20 protein-coding genes are annotated in these 16,745 nt (G+C 38.0%); 13 read left to right on the forward strand and 7 right to left on the reverse strand.

From position 1 onward, the window contains the following. Positions 1-90: 90 nt before the first annotated feature. The 5 genes from HX124_RS06680 (at position 91) to HX124_RS06700 (ending at position 4,368) form a co-directional block, all read left to right on the forward strand. Entirely contained in the window at positions 91-1,539 is a 1,449-nt protein-coding gene (locus HX124_RS06680) for a coniferyl aldehyde dehydrogenase (protein ID WP_107006786.1), read from the forward strand. Positions 1,540-1,704: 165 nt separating this feature from the next. Further along, the gene (rpmB, locus tag HX124_RS06685) at positions 1,705-1,941 is read left to right on the forward strand and encodes a 50S ribosomal protein L28 (RefSeq protein WP_000048256.1); all 237 of its coding nucleotides are present in this window, start codon (positions 1,705-1,707) and stop codon (positions 1,939-1,941) included. Positions 1,942-1,953: 12 nt separating this feature from the next. Beyond that, positions 1,954-2,109, forward strand: a complete 156-nt coding sequence (gene rpmG / locus HX124_RS06690; RefSeq protein WP_003654787.1) for a 50S ribosomal protein L33 — start codon at positions 1,954-1,956, stop codon at positions 2,107-2,109. 147 nt (positions 2,110-2,256) lie between these two features. Next, complete coding sequence (locus HX124_RS06695) at positions 2,257-3,975, forward strand: cation:proton antiporter (RefSeq protein WP_286382737.1); 1,719 nt, start codon at positions 2,257-2,259, stop codon at positions 3,973-3,975. A 150-nt stretch (positions 3,976-4,125) separates the two neighbouring features. Continuing rightward, complete coding sequence (locus HX124_RS06700; protein ID WP_286382739.1) at positions 4,126-4,368, forward strand: hypothetical protein; 243 nt, start codon at positions 4,126-4,128, stop codon at positions 4,366-4,368. Positions 4,369-4,443: 75 nt separating this feature from the next. On the opposite strand, the gene HX124_RS06705 is transcribed toward HX124_RS06700, so the two are convergent. The 3 genes from HX124_RS06705 to HX124_RS06715 all read right to left on the reverse strand — a co-directional run bounded on the left by HX124_RS06705 (position 4,444) and on the right by HX124_RS06715 (position 5,785). Further along, on the reverse strand, positions 4,444-4,722 hold the full coding sequence (locus HX124_RS06705; RefSeq protein ID WP_107006789.1) for a hypothetical protein: 279 nt from the start codon (positions 4,720-4,722) through the stop codon (positions 4,444-4,446). Between the two features lie 111 nt (positions 4,723-4,833). Next, on the reverse strand, positions 4,834-5,337 hold the full coding sequence (locus HX124_RS06710) for a DUF6586 family protein (RefSeq protein WP_107006790.1): 504 nt from the start codon (positions 5,335-5,337) through the stop codon (positions 4,834-4,836). Between the two features lie 193 nt (positions 5,338-5,530). Beyond that, entirely contained in the window at positions 5,531-5,785 is a 255-nt protein-coding gene (locus HX124_RS06715; RefSeq protein ID WP_107006792.1) for an RNA recognition motif domain-containing protein, read from the reverse strand. 391 nt (positions 5,786-6,176) lie between these two features. Here HX124_RS06715 and HX124_RS06720 point away from each other — a divergent pair, with 391 nt between their 5' ends. Genes HX124_RS06720 through HX124_RS06740 form a run of 5 tightly spaced genes read left to right on the forward strand, consistent with a single transcriptional unit; the run spans position 6,177 to position 10,209 of the window. Continuing rightward, the gene (locus HX124_RS06720) at positions 6,177-6,620 is read left to right on the forward strand and encodes a type IV pilin protein (RefSeq protein ID WP_286382741.1); all 444 of its coding nucleotides are present in this window, start codon (positions 6,177-6,179) and stop codon (positions 6,618-6,620) included. Then, positions 6,614-7,105, forward strand: coding sequence for a pilus assembly FimT family protein (locus HX124_RS06725; protein WP_286375943.1), 492 nt, complete (start codon positions 6,614-6,616; stop codon positions 7,103-7,105). Before HX124_RS06720 ends, HX124_RS06725 begins: the two co-directional genes overlap by 7 nt. Continuing rightward, positions 7,083-7,508 carry a PilW family protein gene (locus HX124_RS06730; protein WP_286382742.1) on the forward strand — a complete coding sequence of 142 codons (426 nt, stop codon included), beginning with the start codon at positions 7,083-7,085 and terminating at the stop codon, positions 7,506-7,508. Before HX124_RS06725 ends, HX124_RS06730 begins: the two co-directional genes overlap by 23 nt. Continuing rightward, complete coding sequence (locus tag HX124_RS06735; RefSeq protein ID WP_286382743.1) at positions 7,505-8,173, forward strand: PilW family protein; 669 nt, start codon at positions 7,505-7,507, stop codon at positions 8,171-8,173. Before HX124_RS06730 ends, HX124_RS06735 begins: the two co-directional genes overlap by 4 nt. An 11-nt stretch (positions 8,174-8,184) precedes the next feature. Beyond that, positions 8,185-10,209 carry a hypothetical protein gene (locus HX124_RS06740; protein ID WP_286382744.1) on the forward strand — a complete coding sequence of 675 codons (2,025 nt, stop codon included), beginning with the start codon at positions 8,185-8,187 and terminating at the stop codon, positions 10,207-10,209. 53 nt (positions 10,210-10,262) lie between these two features. Here HX124_RS06740 and HX124_RS06745 read toward each other — a convergent pair whose 3' ends face one another. Next, the gene (locus HX124_RS06745) at positions 10,263-12,254 is read right to left on the reverse strand and encodes an ATP-dependent helicase (RefSeq protein ID WP_286382745.1); all 1,992 of its coding nucleotides are present in this window, start codon (positions 12,252-12,254) and stop codon (positions 10,263-10,265) included. Between the two features lie 109 nt (positions 12,255-12,363). Here HX124_RS06745 and HX124_RS06750 point away from each other — a divergent pair, with 109 nt between their 5' ends. Together HX124_RS06750 and HX124_RS06755 are read left to right on the forward strand one after the other, a co-directional pair. Next, a complete protein-coding gene (locus HX124_RS06750; RefSeq protein ID WP_286382746.1) occupies positions 12,364-12,762 on the forward strand; it encodes a hypothetical protein in 399 nt (132 codons plus the stop codon). Positions 12,763-12,883: 121 nt separating this feature from the next. Continuing rightward, the gene (locus tag HX124_RS06755; protein WP_286382747.1) at positions 12,884-13,303 is read left to right on the forward strand and encodes a hypothetical protein; all 420 of its coding nucleotides are present in this window, start codon (positions 12,884-12,886) and stop codon (positions 13,301-13,303) included. A gap of 55 nt (positions 13,304-13,358) precedes the next feature. Here HX124_RS06755 and HX124_RS06760 read toward each other — a convergent pair whose 3' ends face one another. After that, a complete protein-coding gene (locus HX124_RS06760) occupies positions 13,359-14,495 on the reverse strand; it encodes a glycerate kinase family protein (RefSeq protein WP_286382837.1) in 1,137 nt (378 codons plus the stop codon). Between the two features lie 93 nt (positions 14,496-14,588). Between HX124_RS06760 and HX124_RS06765 the strand changes: the two genes are divergently transcribed. Further along, positions 14,589-15,038 carry a carboxymuconolactone decarboxylase family protein gene (locus HX124_RS06765; RefSeq protein ID WP_286382748.1) on the forward strand — a complete coding sequence of 150 codons (450 nt, stop codon included), beginning with the start codon at positions 14,589-14,591 and terminating at the stop codon, positions 15,036-15,038. Positions 15,039-15,171: 133 nt separating this feature from the next. On the opposite strand, the gene HX124_RS06770 is transcribed toward HX124_RS06765, so the two are convergent. Together HX124_RS06770 and HX124_RS06775 are read right to left on the reverse strand one after the other, a co-directional pair. Beyond that, positions 15,172-15,735 (reverse strand): HdeD family acid-resistance protein, encoded by a 564-nt coding sequence (locus HX124_RS06770; protein ID WP_286382749.1) that lies wholly within the window; start codon positions 15,733-15,735, stop codon positions 15,172-15,174. A 217-nt stretch (positions 15,736-15,952) separates the two neighbouring features. Further along, a complete protein-coding gene (locus tag HX124_RS06775) occupies positions 15,953-16,711 on the reverse strand; it encodes a hypothetical protein (RefSeq protein ID WP_286382750.1) in 759 nt (252 codons plus the stop codon). Positions 16,712-16,745: the final 34 nt, after the last annotated feature.

Genomic DNA, 16,745 nt, shown 5'->3' on the forward strand with positions numbered 1-16,745 from the left:
AACATAGGCTAACATATAAAGTGACTTGACTAATTAGAGCTTTTACTCTAAAAATTATCATAAATCAGCTCCTCTCTAAAGGTGTTCGAGATGAACAGTCAAACAAAAACAAATTCAATGACTTCTTATTCCCCTGAAGTTCAACATTTACATGATACGCTCACTCAGCAAAAACAAGCGTATCAACGTTATCCCGTTCCAACTGCGAAAGAACGCATTGAACGTTTAGCACGTCTAAAAAAAGTGTTACTAAAATATCAAGATCAAATTGCAGAAGCAATTAATCAAGATTATGGTAATCGCTCTATTACTGAAACAAAAATCGGTGAACTCATCACCTGTTTAGAACAAATCAAATATTATAGTAAAAATCTAAGTACATGGATGAAGCCATCTAAACGTCATGTTGGCATCATGCATCAACCTTCAAAAGCGTGGGTACAATACCAACCTTTAGGGGTCATTGGTATTATTGCACCATGGAATTACCCATTAGTTCTTTCCGTTGGTCCGCTCATTTGTGCCTTGGCTGCGGGTAACCATGCCATGATCAAAATTTCAAGTTCATCAATGAATTTTGGTTATGTGTTGGAAAATGCACTTTCAGAAGCATTTCCACGTGAATTGGTTTCTGTAGTCACAGGCGGTGGCGTTATTTCTGATGCCTTTTCACATTTAGCTTTTGATAAAATTATTTTCACAGGTTCAACCAATATCGGTAAAACTGTGATGGCGGCTGCGTCAGAGAACCTAGTGCCTGTCATTTTAGAACTTGGAGGTAAATCACCTGCTATTGTTCATCCATCTACCGATCTCAAAGACGTTGCTCAGCGTTTAGCTTTTGGAAAGCTATGGAATGCTGGACAAACATGTGTGGCTCCTGACCATTTATTTTTACCTAAAGGCACAACTGCTGAGTTTGTTGAACAATTCAAAACTATTGTCAGTTCAATGTATCCTCATCTTGCACACAATCAAGATTACACATCTATCATTAATGATAAACAATTTAATCGTGTGCAAAGTTACTTAGAAGATGCTCAAGCACAAGGTGCTCAACTGGTAGAAATCAATCCTAAACATGAAGACCTCAACCAAGTCCGTAAAATTGCACCAACATTAGTCACAGGTGTAACGACTGAAATGGACATTATGAAAAATGAAATTTTTGGTCCTGTATTACCGATTATGGAATATGATCAAATTGATGATGTGATTGACTTTATTAATAGCAGACCTCGCCCACTTGCATTATACTATTTCGACTTTGACGATGCGCGAGCACAATATGTCGCTCAGCGTACCCATTCAGGGCACTTTGGTCAAAATGCATTATTGACCCACGTTGCACAAGATGACCTACCATTTGGTGGTGTTGGTGCATCAGGTATGGGGAAATATCATGGTCCAGAAGGTTTTTTCAACTTGTCGCATGAACGCTCTATGATGTCTATGCCAAAACTATTTAGCATAAAATTCATCCTACCGCCATTTGGCGGCGCTGTTCATAAAATTTTAGAGAAAACTTTTATCCGCTAAATGATCAAGGCATGATCTATCGTCAAAGATCATGCAGTGTTTTCACCGATTCCGCTTGTCTTTTAAGCGGAATTTTGGTATAAAACGCCCCTTGAAAGAATTCAATCCGTTTTATTTTGACTGGCCATACAGATTTGCTGTTGGCTAAATCAATGGAGTTACACCATGTCTAAGGTTTGCCAAGTTACCGGCAAGCGTCCAGTCGTTGGTAACAACGTCTCACACGCCAACAACAAAACTAAACGCCGGTTCGAGCCGAACCTGCACCACCACCGTTTCTGGTTAGAAAGCGAAAAACGTTTTGTACGTCTTCGTTTAACCACTAAAGGTATGCGTATTATCGACAAATTGGGTATCGAAAAGGTTGTTGCTGACCTACGTGCTCAAGGTCAAAAGATCTAAGGAGTCCGAACCATGCGTGATAAAATTCGCCTAGTTTCTACTGCTGGTACAGGTTATTTCTATACCACAACTAAAAACAAACGTACTATGCCGGAAAAAATGGAAATCAAAAAATTTGATCCAAAAATCCGTCAACACGTAATTTTCAAAGAAGCTAAAATTAAATAATTTTAGTTTTCTAAAAAATACGACCCTTTTGGGTCGTTTTTTTTGCCTTTTTTTTATGCAAATTGTTAAAATTGTCCCACTTTATCTTTGGCACTCTTTGTGCTTTTCCTTTTTATTTACGTTATCCCATCTTTCAAGGAGTGTTTAGTGCCTCATGATGTAGACTTGATTATTTTACTCGCCGTGGGTTTTGGTATTGCCCTCATTTTTGGCTATATCGCTGCTCGATTACGCCTCCCCCCTCTGATTGGTTATCTGATTGCTGGCATTATTATTAGTCCAAATACGCCAGGCATAGTGGCAGATCTGGCACTTGCTAACCAACTTGCTGAACTTGGTGTCATGTTTTTGATGTTTGGTGTTGGGATGCATTTTTCATTAAATGATTTAATGCAAGTACGCCGCATTGCCTTACCGGGTGCGATCTTACAAATTACTGTTGCCACATGCTTAGGCATGATCGTATCTCATTTTTGGGGCTGGAGTTGGGGTTCATCTCTCGTTTTTGGTTTAAGTTTATCTTGTGCAAGTACTGTCGTTTTGCTTAAAGCACTTGGAGATAAAGGCTTACTTGACTCCGTCAACGGTAAAATCGCAGTAGGTTGGTTACTTGTTGAAGACCTTGTAATGGTTTTAGTCTTGGTACTTTTACCTGCGACAGCGGTTTTATTAGGTGGACATGCGCTTGCAGGACAAGCATCAGATGAAAATATTTGGCTCACCCTTGGTATTACTTTATTAAAAGTTTCAGGCTTTATTGCTTTCATGCTCATCATTGGGAAACGTCTGGTTCCAATGATCATGCAATATGTTGCTCGTTTGGGTTCTAGAGAGCTTTTTACGCTAACAGTCGTGGCAGCAGCCGTTTCAATTGCTTATGGCTCATATGCGATTTTTGGCGTATCTATGGCACTTGGCGCTTTCTTTGCGGGCATGGTTGTTAAAGAGTCTGATTTTAGCCATCGAGCAGAGGAAGAAACGCTACCTTTAAGAGAAATTTTCTCTATTTTATTCTTTGTCTCTGTCGGGATGCTGTTTGATCCTCGTATTATTATTGAGCAACCTTTACATATTTTAGCTGTGATTGCCATCATCATGATTGGTAAAACCATCGCTGCAATGGCATTGGTTTTATTCTTTCGTTATCCAATGAATACAGCATTGACCGTCGGTGCAAGTTTAGCGCAAATCGGGGAATTCTCTTTTATTTTAGCAACATTGGGATTGTCACTGGGTTTGCTTACTCCTGAAGCACAAAACTTGATTTTAGCAGGGGCTTTATTTTCAATTACCTTAAATTCATTTTTATTTTCGGCAATTGAACCTGTACAAATTTGGATTCGAGAGCATTCACATCTTGCTCGTTTACTAGAACGCAGTGGCGACCCTCTGGCGATGTTACCCGATGAAGTGGATCAAGATTATCTACGTGATCAAGTCGTTATCGTTGGGCATGGTGAAGTTGGACGTCGTATTACTAAAACCCTAATGAATGATGGTATTAAAGTCGTTATTGCTGAAGAAAACCGTGAAATTGTTGAAAATCTGCGTGAAAAAGGTATTGCTGCTGTTTCTGGTCGCGCCACTGAACCCAGTGTACTCATTCAAGCTCATATTCAACATGCTCGTTTGTTGGTGATTTCTCCAATGGATATCTTAGATATTCATAAAATTGTCGATACGGCAAAACTACTCAACCCTCAAATTCAGGTTTTAGTTTGTGCTGAAAGCAAAGAAGAAGCTGAAATTATTCGTCGAGATCAGATTGGTCAGGTTTATTTTGCTAAAGAAGAAATGGCGAAAAATATGAGTAATCATATTTTAAATCAGATTCAAATTGCACATCATCACGAACCAACACATTGATTCATTCCAACAGACTATCAAATATGGTAGTCTGTTTTTGCTTGATTAAAGTCATGATAAACAGAAATCACAACTTCATAAAATACGCTTTACTCTGCACACTTTAATGATAAATGTAATTGAAATATAAAAGATCAATAAGAGGACAACATGTTTTTATTTTATTTTGGGCTACTCATTCTCGTCATTGCTTCGATTGGCTTTCTCATCGCTGCATTCAAAGAAAGTATTTGGTGGGGCTTAGGCTGTTTATTGCTTTCTCCAGTTTCTCTGATTTTTCTCATCTTGCATTGGCATCAAGCTAAAAATCCATTTTTTCTACAACTGATTGGCTTAGCCATTATATTTGCAGGTGGATACTTTTTTGCGCCACAGCCTCTACCAATGCATTAAAACCTCAAAACTCATGTATAAAAAACGCACTTAAAAGTGCGTTTTATTCTAGATTAAACTGAAAAATACAATCTTTTAACTCATAAATTTAGGTTGTTCATCAACAACTTCAGCATGCCATTCATCTGCTTGTTTTTCTAATAAAGCAAATAGAGCAGCTTGAATCATTTGTTGAGCAATTGCAGGCGTTTGATCTCCTAATAATGCTTTCACTTCTTCATTAAATTGAATTGTGACTAATGGTTCTTTTTCAGATCCCGCATTACGCAATGCTAACTCTCCACCCTCAAGTTGAACCAACTCTAAAATGGCTTCTTGATTTCCAAATAATGCTTTTAACTGTTCAATAGACATAAAAACCCTCCATGCTCAACCATGGGGCAAAATGCCGAATGCATTTTGCATCTTGTAACTATTGTATATAGTCATTTAAAAATAAATTTCAAGTAAAACCAATCAAATTGATCAGAATTCAACCATTTCGTTACGAAAACCATCAATAAGCTGCGTTAAATCACGATGCCATTCACGTAAAATTTTGGTATCAGGCAGCCAAGCTTGTGGTGTTTGAGTGACTTTAATAATTAAATTTGACGATGTTTCTGCTTCAGGCTCTGGTGTACTTGGTTCTGGTGCGTATTGGCATAAACGATAGGCTCTTTTTAACTCTGCAATAAATCCATCTTTAGCAAGCTTTTGCATCACCAATACTTCAGGTGAAACTTGTCCTTTTGCAGCCATATGTTCTTCAATAGACTTAAGTGTTGGTGCTAAATCATTTAAACGGTAATAACGTACTAATTCTTGTAGAAATGCCAAAATAGTTCCATGCAAATGAAAAACGGCTGCTTCACGATGTGCTTGTGCTTGCTGCACATGTTCCGTTTGCTCTGCTTGTTGGCATGAAAGTCGTGCGAAATACAGTTTTTGATTAGTGCGATCTGCATGAAAGCGAGCAACTCGTGACATGATATAATTTCCTAAATTTTGGCGTCTTTTATGAGACTAAGAGTAAACTTTCTTTTGTCTTCTGCACAACAATATTTATAAATGATCTAGCTCAATAAAATAGATTTTTCGTCTTCACAATAGATAAAGCAGGATATAGTTTTTTCATATTGACCCATAAAAAAGGAGCAATCTATTTGCTCCTTCTTCACTTTTACTCAGCTTTTGGCTTATCTTCCGCGGCTTTGACACGGATACCAGCACCTTTGACTTTCAGTGTATTTAAACCTTTGATCGCTTTGATGGCTTCACGTGCATTTGGCATTTCAACAAAACCAAAACCTTTAGATTTTTTGGTTTCAGCATCCATCACCACAACAGCGGATTCTACTGTGCCATAAGGTTTAAACAATTCAAGTAATTCTGCTTCAGTTACTGAACGCTCTAAGTTACGCACTAAAATTTTCATGATCAAACCTTTAATATCTTCCTTATAGTTTAATCTAGATCAAGTTCAAAATCTAAATTAATCGTGTGATCTTTAATTCAAGTCATTTCATCAAATCATTTACTGAATTTTTTATTCTAAAATCCATATCAAGCTGTGGTTTTTATCTTACTAACTCTCTCTAAAAATCATCCAATTTATACTGTTTTGAACTTTATTTAGCAGTTTATTGCTCAGCAACTCATCCTTGATAATCCACCTTTTGTCGGATTTCATGCCTCATTTTAATCTTTAAAATGCCAAATCATTCACCGATATAATCCAGTTTTGAGAGACGAAAAACATTGCTTTGTTTAGTACATGTTAAAATTAAGCCTTATTATTTAATTTTTTTAAATTCTCCCAAAGTAATATGTACTCCGTTAAAAAACCTTTTATTTTTCAATCAGGTTTCACCCTTATTGAAGTCATGGTTACGGTGGTGATTGTCGCAATTTTAGCGGCAATTGCAATGCCTTCGTACACCCATTATATCCAACGCGCCAATATCAAAGCGGCTCAATCTGACCTTGTTGCACTCGGCTTGGTCTATGAAAATTTCTATCAACGAAATTTAAGCTATCCAAGTACAGACTATAGCTCTACCAGTGCATTAATAAATGCAACAACAGGGTTTCCACAATGGTCTCCAACAAAGCAAGATGTTTTTGAGTTTTCAGCAGCGCATACTGAAAATAACAAAGGCTACACGCTCACAGCGACAGCAAAAAGTTCAAGTAACTTAAATGGTTGTTCTTTTAGCATCAATGAAAAGAACATAAGAACCATCAATAACTGTCATGGTGTGACATGGTAAAAGTGCAACAGTTTCAAACAGGCATAAGTCTCATTGAACTGATGATTACGATTGCCCTACTTGCCATTTTAGCGACTACAGGTTCTGCCTTTACAGCGCAATGGGCAAAACAAGCAGAACTCGATAAAGCAACAATGTCCTTTAAAAGTGCCATTGCTTTAGCCAAATCAACTGCGCTTCGTAATGAATATGCGACACAGCATGATTTACCGATTAGTCAGCTTTGTTTCGATGCCAATACCAGTGAACTCACCGTTCGTAAAGCCTCAAGCACAGGTTCTGCAAGCTGTAATAGTCCAGTAATTTTTAGTGCATTTTTAAAAAGCTCAATTGAAATTCAGCATAGTTTGACAAGTTCACCATTTAAATGTTTTGCCTTAAACAATTATGGTCAAGTCATTTCTGAAATTACGGGCAATTGTAAAACACATGTAGCTGTAACCATCAGCAATGGAACATTAAATGAAAAGCTTAGCTTCAATTAGTCACAATCAACGTGGGGTTGGATTAGTCGAAGCCCTAGTCTCTGTTGCGCTCTCGAGTATTGTTATTTTAGGGGCTGCTTATGCCACTGGGAAAATGCTCACCAGTCAGCAACAATCAAATTTGCAATACATTGTCATTAATGAACTGCAAGCTCGCTTACAAAATGCCACTGTTGAACAGAAAAAATCTTGGTGTAACAAAACAGAAATTCCCACTATTTTGCTGCCAAAAGAAAAAGATGTCACAAAGATTGAGGTCAGTTGTGATGACGTCAATGTGACGATCAATAATAGTGCCAATGCTACGCATAATCGTACTATTTCAGAAAGCCAACCTGTGAAATTTGAAGTGAATAGTCCTCTTTTAGGTGGAAAACTGACTGTAGGTGAAGCATTAAAATGAAACATCAAGCAGGTGTAACTTTAATCAGTTTATTGATTGGTTTGGTCATCGCAATGTTATGTATGATTGCGGTACTGACGACCTATCGAACAGTTGCAAAAACAGGTGCTGAGTCTAGAGTTGCTTCAAGCCATGACACTCAGTTACAAATGGGCTTAACCAATGCACAAATGTTATTACAAAGTGCGAGTTTTGGCTTAGAAGGCAATACTCATTTTAATGCAAATGCGACAATTCGCGTGCAAAGTGATGGCAAAACACAATCCATTAAAGCCATAGTTTGGCGTTATCAAGATGATAATGAAGTTGTATGCCAAGGCTTAGCTGATCTTGAACATCCAAACCATAAACAACGTCAATTTGCATTACTCAAAGGCACAACAGATGGAAGTCATTGTGATGCAACACAAAATTTAAGTAACTTGACATGGACGGTACAGAGTAGCCTTGCCAATTTACAAGATTATTCATTAGATCAATCCAACCCTGCACAAATTACATGGCTTCAAAGTAACGCGCCATGTACACCTTATGGTTCAGGCAAAATTGATGAATCTACAGCGCATGCTGTCATCACCCTATCTGCAAAAACCAGTACACAACACAGTGCGAATTTAAGCCCTGTAAATGTTGCTGTGTGTTTATTAAATATCTCTACGTCATAAAGGCAAATTTTATGAATTCGACCTCACAACATTTTGCCTCATCACAACGAGGTTTTGCCACCATTTTGGTTGTACTCTTGGTTGGGCTGGCTTTGGGTGCTTCAGTGCTTGGAACCGCCTATTATCTAAAAAGTTCACAAAAAAGTTTGGTTGCAAGTCATGCTTTAACCAATGCTCAATCAGGTGCATGGACAGGTGTAGAAATTTTTCGGAAATATCTGAATGATTTAGATGGTGAAACAATTCTAAGTTTAAACAATCAGACCTTACACTTAAATGTTCAAGCAGGACGTGAATTAACAGTCAGTCAAATTCAAACAGCACGTGTTAGTACACATCCTGAAACTTATCAAGTTGCGGCTCAAATTCAAAATATGAGTACAACATCTGAAGCATCCTCAACCATTGGTATAGTCTATGAAGTGACACCAGATGGCGCAGCAACGCCTGGAGAAGATAAACCCAATGGCAGTACATCCTTTCCAGAAGCAATGAACTTTTATGGAGACTTAGATGCCAAAGGAGGCATTTACTTATCTAATGGTGATAACGAACGTGCTGTCATTAACGTTGCAGGAAATTTTACAGCGAATTCTATTACAGGCATCAAAACACTCAATGTCATTGGTGATGTCAATATTAATGGTGCAGGTATTCAAGGTTTAGAAAACATTTTTACCAATAGTAATGTCAACTTAACAGGCAGTGGAACTGTCAAACTCATTTCGGCAAAAGGAAAAGTGACCACAAGCGGTGCATGGGCAGCCGACAATATCTATGCTGATCAAGATGTCACGATTGGTAGTAGTAATAATTTCAAAAGTATTGATACAAAAATGTCGCTCTCCGTCAGTGGAAATTCAACCATTAACAATGCCACTGTAGGGCAAAAAATTACGGTGACCAATGGTTCTATTCAAAAATCTGTAGCAAATTCAGATATTAAATATAGTGTCTGGAATGAGTTAAATAGCGCCCAAAGTGGTGGAGTATTTAGCTGTGTCGGTACAAGTTGGAATAAGTTTTCAATGCTTTCAGCAACTGGTTTTTCTAACTGCCCAAACCTACCTGAAAAAATGAAATTTCTTCCTACAGGTACTCAAGTCGCTTTTCCATCTGGAGCTTTAGCAACTGTTACTATGACAGGTAAACCGCTGGTCAATGCTTACGTTTATGAGCAACAAGCTAACTATGTATTTGATGTAGACAATCAAAATCGAATTACCGTCTATGTACGTCATGTTGACGGTATTGTAGATGGGCAATATTTTTTAGCAAAGAAAAATGATCGTTGGGGAGCATTATGTCAAAGTGTTGAGGCTGATTCTGGTAAAAAACAAACTGAAGTGACGTGTGCTTCAGAAAGTATTACAAACTTACAGCATCAAAATTTGACATGGTTTAAAAAAATTATTTCCTATGAGTCAGGAACATGGAAATTAGAAGACTATCAAACGCAGATTTCTTCTATTGCACCTGGTATTATTTTATTTAAAGGGCATGTGAGCATTCCTCAAGGTAAATATAGCAACACGATCATTGCAACAGGCAACATCAATTATGGTGGTAGTGTTATATTAAATGCGCCAAATCCTGCGGGTGCTGCTCAAGTATGTAGTGCAAATTACTTTAAAATGCCAACAAACTTATGCCGTTCAAAATCAGAATTAATACCTGCAAATATTGGCAATATTGCATTACTTTCAGGCTCTTGTAGTGACTCATCTTCTTTAACAACATGTGAGTCATCTTATTTTGGGGGCAATATCACACTGGGAGGTTCTGCAACAATTAACGGGAATATTATTGCAGGAAATAAACTCATTACAGGTGGCTCAACTAATATTAAAGGCTCGATTCTGGCTGCTGCTCATACATCTGATAAAAAATCATCTTTAGGGGGTTCAACCAATATTGATTTTGATGGCAAAGATGAGGATGACACAACCATTACGCTGCCAGGTGATGAAGTTGAACAACCACCAACCACCAGCAATACAGAAAAAGCTAAAATCAAATGGTCACGATATATTTAATCTAGATTAAATCAAGGGTAGTTTTCTACCCTTTTTTATATGCAATTTTTTAACTAATCCAGATCAATGCCAAAATCTAAATGAATCGCCTTGCGTTCAATCAAAGCACTTTTCACCGTTTGCTCTCGCTGACGATAATGCGTTTCAGTGGTACATAAATTGCGTGTTAAATCATTCAAAAAATAACTTTCTACTTTACGTCCTCGTTCATCAATTTGGCTCTGTGCCCAAAAACTTAGATTTTGCTTGGTCAAAATCAGTTCATTTTGTGCACGAGTCAGCGCCACATAAAGTACACGACGTTCTTCCTCAACTTCATCAAAATTGCCTTGCGCACGGGCATGTGGATATTGCCCTGCCGATACATTGGCAACATAACAGACTTTTTGTTCTGTGCCTTTTGCAGAATGGATGGTAATTAAAGTCACTACATCATCTTGTGACTGACGCTCAATTTCGGAAATAGAGACAGGATCAAGTACATATTCTTCAAGAAACTCACTCAGTTGAGAATGCTTAGACGCCAACTGTTTCACCAGATCAAAATCACCCACGCGTTTATGCCAGTCTTTCTTGGCATAGTTTTCTTCGAGTTGATTAATAATCGCTTCGACGCCCAATTTGACACAGGCTTCAACTTCGGTTTTTAGCACGGACATTTGCTTCATGATCAGCAAGGTGTTGTCAGGAATACGTCCAAACTTTTCCAGTTTTTCAGCAATTTTGTCCAGATCAGGATCGGTTAAAAGTTGCTGTGCGAGTTTACTTGCACCGACATCACCGACACCATTCCACAGCGTTAAAAAGCGCATCCATGCAATATCATCCAATGGATTGGCGATCACACGCAGTAAACTCAGCAAATCTTTAACATGCGCTGTTTCCAGTAGTTTCATGCCACCAATAAAACGATATGGGACATTGGCTTGAATAAATGCCGCTTCAATATGGCGTGCAGCAAAAGCTGAACGCACCAAAACCATGTGATCATTCCACGCTGCGGCTTCAAGTAAATGACGCTCTTTAATATCGATGGCAATCCATTTGGCTTCATCAAACTCATTGGGAAAGACATGCATGCGTGGTTTTATGCCATCGCCGCGATAAGCTTCAAGTTTTTTATCGTATTTGATGGCACTTTGATCCAACAACCAATTGGATAAGTCTAAAATTTCCTGTGTAGAACGATAGTTTTTTTCGAGTTTAAAAATCTGTGCATCAGGCACACGTTGTTTAAAATGGTGAATATTTTCAAAATCTGCGCCACGGAAGCCGTAAATTGACTGTGCATCATCCCCTACACAAAACAAAGAGGTTTTGTCTTTGAGTGGTTCTAGAATTGCCCATTGCAGTGGATTGGTATCCTGCATTTCATCCACCAACATATGCTGACACAAGCTTGCAACATAGTCCGTCAAGCCTTCTGATTGCGCCAAGCCTGAAGCCACCACCGCCAAAATATCATCATAATCAAGAAAATGACGTGCCTGTTTGCGTGTCTCGTACTCTTTCATGATTTCGGCAATTTGATCTTTATATTCTAAAAACTCAGGCAATTGTTTTTCTAAAGCCAAGCTGAGTTTTTGACGAGTATTTCGAGCGAAAGAATATAGATCACAGAGTTGTTGCGGTTTTGGTAATGCATTTGGATTTTTCTTATCATCTTTACCACGAATCAGGCGGAATAACATGAGTTGATCATCACGATCAATAATTGAAAATTGTTCTAATCCAAATGCTTTTGGCACACGGCGCAGGAGGTACATACAAAATGTATGAAAGGTTGATGCACGTAAACCTTTCGCAGCATCACCTAAGGCAAGTTCCACACGCGCCACAATTTCACTTGCTGAACGACGAGTAAAAGTTAGGATTTGGATTTGATTTGCCGGAACGCCTTGATCAATCAGGTAAGCTGCTCGTGCCACGATGGTTTTGGTTTTGCCACAACCTGCCCCCGCAAGGACTAGACTGTGCTTGGTTTCAGTCGTAGCTGCTTGTTTTTGCTGAGGGTTTAATTCGTTGATCAGGTTGGCTAAACTCATGGGTACTCATCGTTTGGTGGATGAGTGTAGTTTAGCAGAGCTATAGATAAATTATGTGTCTTTGACTTAGAATCAAGTCATGAAATGACGTTCAATTGAATAACCAAAAATGCAGAAAAATACCATTTACCAGATTTTTAATTTTCAGGCTGAAGGTAATTACTTTTACCAACTCATTCGAACAAAAGGTTTTGATAAAGAAAAAGGGATTAAATTCAACCCTTTCATAAAAGAAGAATACGATTATAAAAGCGAAGTCGTCATGTATTCTCATGATGACTTTGATATTTATCCAAGTTTTGACTTGATTCGTTTCGACAAGATACGTTGTTTAATTCGGATCTATTCATTACGGTTTGGGGAGAGTTATATCCTAGATCATCAATTTCTGTATGTTGATGCCTTAGATATTTTAAATCGTTTTGGCAATGAATGCTTTGAAACAGTAACCAAATTACTCATCAGAAAATATGGCGTAAAACCTGATGAATATTGGACGGATGAATGAATTTTAAAATTAATTAAATCAAATACAAAACTTTATGTATAAAAACTCATTGAATAACGAAGTCTTATTAACCTTACATGCCAAATGTATCCATTTATCAGATGAATACCAAAGTTGGCACATGGAAATCCAAAGCAATAATTACTATCTCATTACAAAAAATGGAAATAAGCATCAAGTATTTGGAGCAAAAAATCATGATCTTGATTTAATCATCAATTTAAAAAGTCATATTGAATTCTTGATTGATCTCGTCTTAGAAATAAAAGCAAAGATAGATCAATCGCAAAACTTAACAAAGAGAACTGAATCTATAAATCAAATACTTAATTTAGTATATGAACAAGATAAAAACTCAACGCCAATACCATGGATATCTTATTTTGAAGGTAGAGATCATGTTTCAGGTTCAAGTTTCATTATGACTCCGAATGAAGATATTGAAATCTGTGGCATTAGTATTGAAAATCAAGATTTTATTGCTGAATCTAGAACAAGACTTCCATCCCTTTTACAAGAAATAATGATGCTATCCACTTAATGGTAAAAATATTTCCTTCCCTTTGGGAGGGACTAAGGGAGAGGAAAAAGCCAATTTAATGACCAATCAATCTCACCACATTCTCACAACATCGTTCCAAATTCTTCTCACCATTTTTCAATGCTGTCGACAAATCACAAGCACCATCAACAATACCAAAAATTGCAGTAAAACCTTCCGCATAAAGTTCTTCAATACCATCTCCGACATAGCCTGCAAAAGCAATTACAGGTTTATTCAAACGCTTCGCCACTTGTGCCACGCCATACGGGGTTTTACCAAACTTAGTCTGAAAATCAATCCCGCCCTCACCTGTAAATACATAATCCGCTTGCGCAATTTTTTCAGTCAGTTGGGTTTCTTCAATCACAATCTCCACACCTGAACGGATGGTTGCCCCTGCAAATGCCATTAAGCCAAAACCCAAACCACCTGCTGCACCCGCACCTACAATATTTCGAAAATCCCCACCGACTTGCTGCTCAACCAAATCAGCAAAATGACTCAGGTTTTGATCCAATATTTCCACCATTTCAGGGCTTGCACCTTTCTGTGGTGCAAAGACATACGATGCACCATTTTCACCACACAATGGATTATTCACATCACTCGCAATGATGATTTCAGTCTGTTTTAAACGAGTATCCAGTTGTGAAAGATCAATACGATGAATTTGATTCAATTGACCACCACCCACCGCAACAGGCTGACCATTCACATCCAAAAATCTTGCCCCCAACGCCTGTGCCATGCCCGCACCTGCATCATTGGTGACGCTCCCACCAAGCCCAATGATAATTTTGGAAACCCCACAATCCAATGCCGCACGAATCATTTCACCCGTGCCAAAAGTTGAAGTGAGCATCGGATTACGTTGCGACTTTTCAAGCAGATGAATACCGTTGGCGAGTGCCATTTCAATCACAGTAGTTTGATCATTTTCAATCAGACCAAAATAAGTTTTTACTTTTCTATGTAGCAATGAATTGCAAACTTCAATTTCGACTTTACGCCCCTGTCGAGCTGAAATCAAAGCATCTACAGTTCCCTCACCACCATCCGCCATGGGCACATGTATGCAAATAGCATCGGGCATGATTTTTTGAATGCCACGTTGCATGGCTAGACATGCTTGTTCAGCCGTCATACTTTCTTTAAATGAGTCAGGGGCGAGTACAAAGGTTTTTACCATCACTTTACTTTTATTCATCTTTTCTGAAATCTAACATAACCATTTTTATCTATGCATTAAACTATTTCTTTAAAAAATAAAGAAGTGATCACTATGCAACGTATCAACCTTAGTAAAACAGCACCTGAACTTTATAAAACTGTGATTGAACTTGAAAATTTATCTATGCAAAAAGTTCAACAGGCAGGAATCGAAATTGGTTTTTCGCATCTGCTAAAATTAAGAGCTTCGCAAATTAACCAATGTGCTTTTTGTGTACGTATGCACACGCAAGACGCCATTAAAGTCGGTGAATCTCTTGATCGGATTGCGTTGATCAGTGCATGGCGTGAAAGTGAATATTTCTCTGTAAAAGAACGTGCTGCTTTGACTTTGATTGAAGAAATTACCCTGATTGCACAGCAGCATTTTCCAGATGCAGCTTATGAACAAGCAGCAAATGTTTTGTCGAGTGATGAAATTACTGCGATTGAATGGATTGCGATTGTGATTAATACATGGAACCGAATTGCCATTTCAAGCCAATATAAAGTCGCGCCTTGAGTGAGTTTAAAGCACTGCACTGCTTTAAGTGAAGCGCAAGACGTAACGAAGTGGTGTAGAGCCTAAAATCCTCTCTCCCAATGGGAGAGAGTTAGAGAGGGGGAAAATATATTCTTCTCTTTTATTTCAATAATTAAGAACTCGCAGGTGGAATCTTTTTAATCGCTGCTGCAAAAGTCAGATAATTCACCCCTTGGAATAAAATATCCACACCTAAAAATAACCCTAACACCCAAAATGGTGAATCAGGAGAAGCCAAAATAATTGCACCTGTAGCTAAGGTCAAAATCCCTGAAAATAGTGTCCAACCCCAACCTGCTGTAGGTTTGAGCATAAAAGCATTAAAAATACGGATAAAACCACCAATCAACAAAGCAATTGCAAGTAAACTGGTTAAAACCACGGCTGTCTTGATGGGTGAGTTAAACGCATAATAACCTGCGATCAAATACAAAATACCAAACAATGCCCATAACCACCTCAAACCACCATCAAAGATTTTAAATGCAGCAATCAGATGCAGAACACCACCGATCATCATCAGTACGCCAAATAGAACGACCACTGTCATGGTCGCAAAAAATAACGAACCCAATAAAACCAATCCAAAAATGACCAGTAATGCCCCCAACAACACATACCATTTACGATTTTCATGTAACTGATGCCGAACTAAATCATTTCCTACAGTACGCATAATCTTCTCTTGGTTGTTATTCATTCATTTGATTGTTGATCTAATTCAGTTTTTTGTCTGTATAAAATCTGCATCTTGAGCGAGAACAAAGCATCGCTTTGTTCGAAGCGCAAGACTAGCGTAGCAATAAAAAAATGCATTGCTTTGTTCGAAGCGCAAGACAAACGTAGTGATAAAAATAAAAGCTTATCCAGAATTGAAGAGCAATGAATAACTTTTATTTCACCCAACCAATTTCCTGAGCGGTTAAATCACTGATCATAGTATCTTCCAAATTATCAGGAGTTTTACTTTTCGTTGCGCTCAGTGGAATATAGCCACCCATGATTTCAGCATATTGTTGCGGATATCTTGGATTTTGCTCAGGATGTGCATATCCCAATGGAAAAATCGGCTGTCCTGTGTTCAGATCATATTTATCCTTTGCACCAAAGGTATGTAAGAGTTCATGCACTAAAACGACTTTATTGCTTTCGCTCTGCTTTTTGGAAGCAAATAAATTGACTGAGCCAATACGACCTTTTTCAAGTGCCGTTGAGTGTTTTAAACTTTGTATATTTTGGGGATCATAATAATTTAAATAGAGCGTTACAGCAGGCGCACCATCACCATTTTCATGTTGTTTCCAAGCATAAAACCTAAACTTTAGACTCCATAAAATACTATTGAACAGACTTGGATTTTCTGGAACTTTAGGTGGAATATTTTTAAGTTCTCGTCCGAGTTGAAAATAGACTTGAATAGGCTGTCCACGAAATTGTTTCGACTGTTCCATTAAATATTGTTTTGACTCATCTAAATCATCAATCGAAAGTTGCTGAATATAATGCTCAGTTGCCGTTTGCCCATCCGCATTAATCGGATGAAGCAGCACAATAATGGCTTTATTCCAGTTTTGATTCATATCACGCCAAGTATTCACTGCAACAACCAATAAAACAAATAATAAAATGACCACTCGGATTTTTTTCCACATCGTTTTATTCCCCCCAAATTTTGATATCACACTG

Source organism: Acinetobacter sp. 226-1 (assembly GCF_030329325.1).
Lineage (GTDB): Bacteria > Pseudomonadota > Gammaproteobacteria > Pseudomonadales > Moraxellaceae > Acinetobacter > Acinetobacter sichuanensis.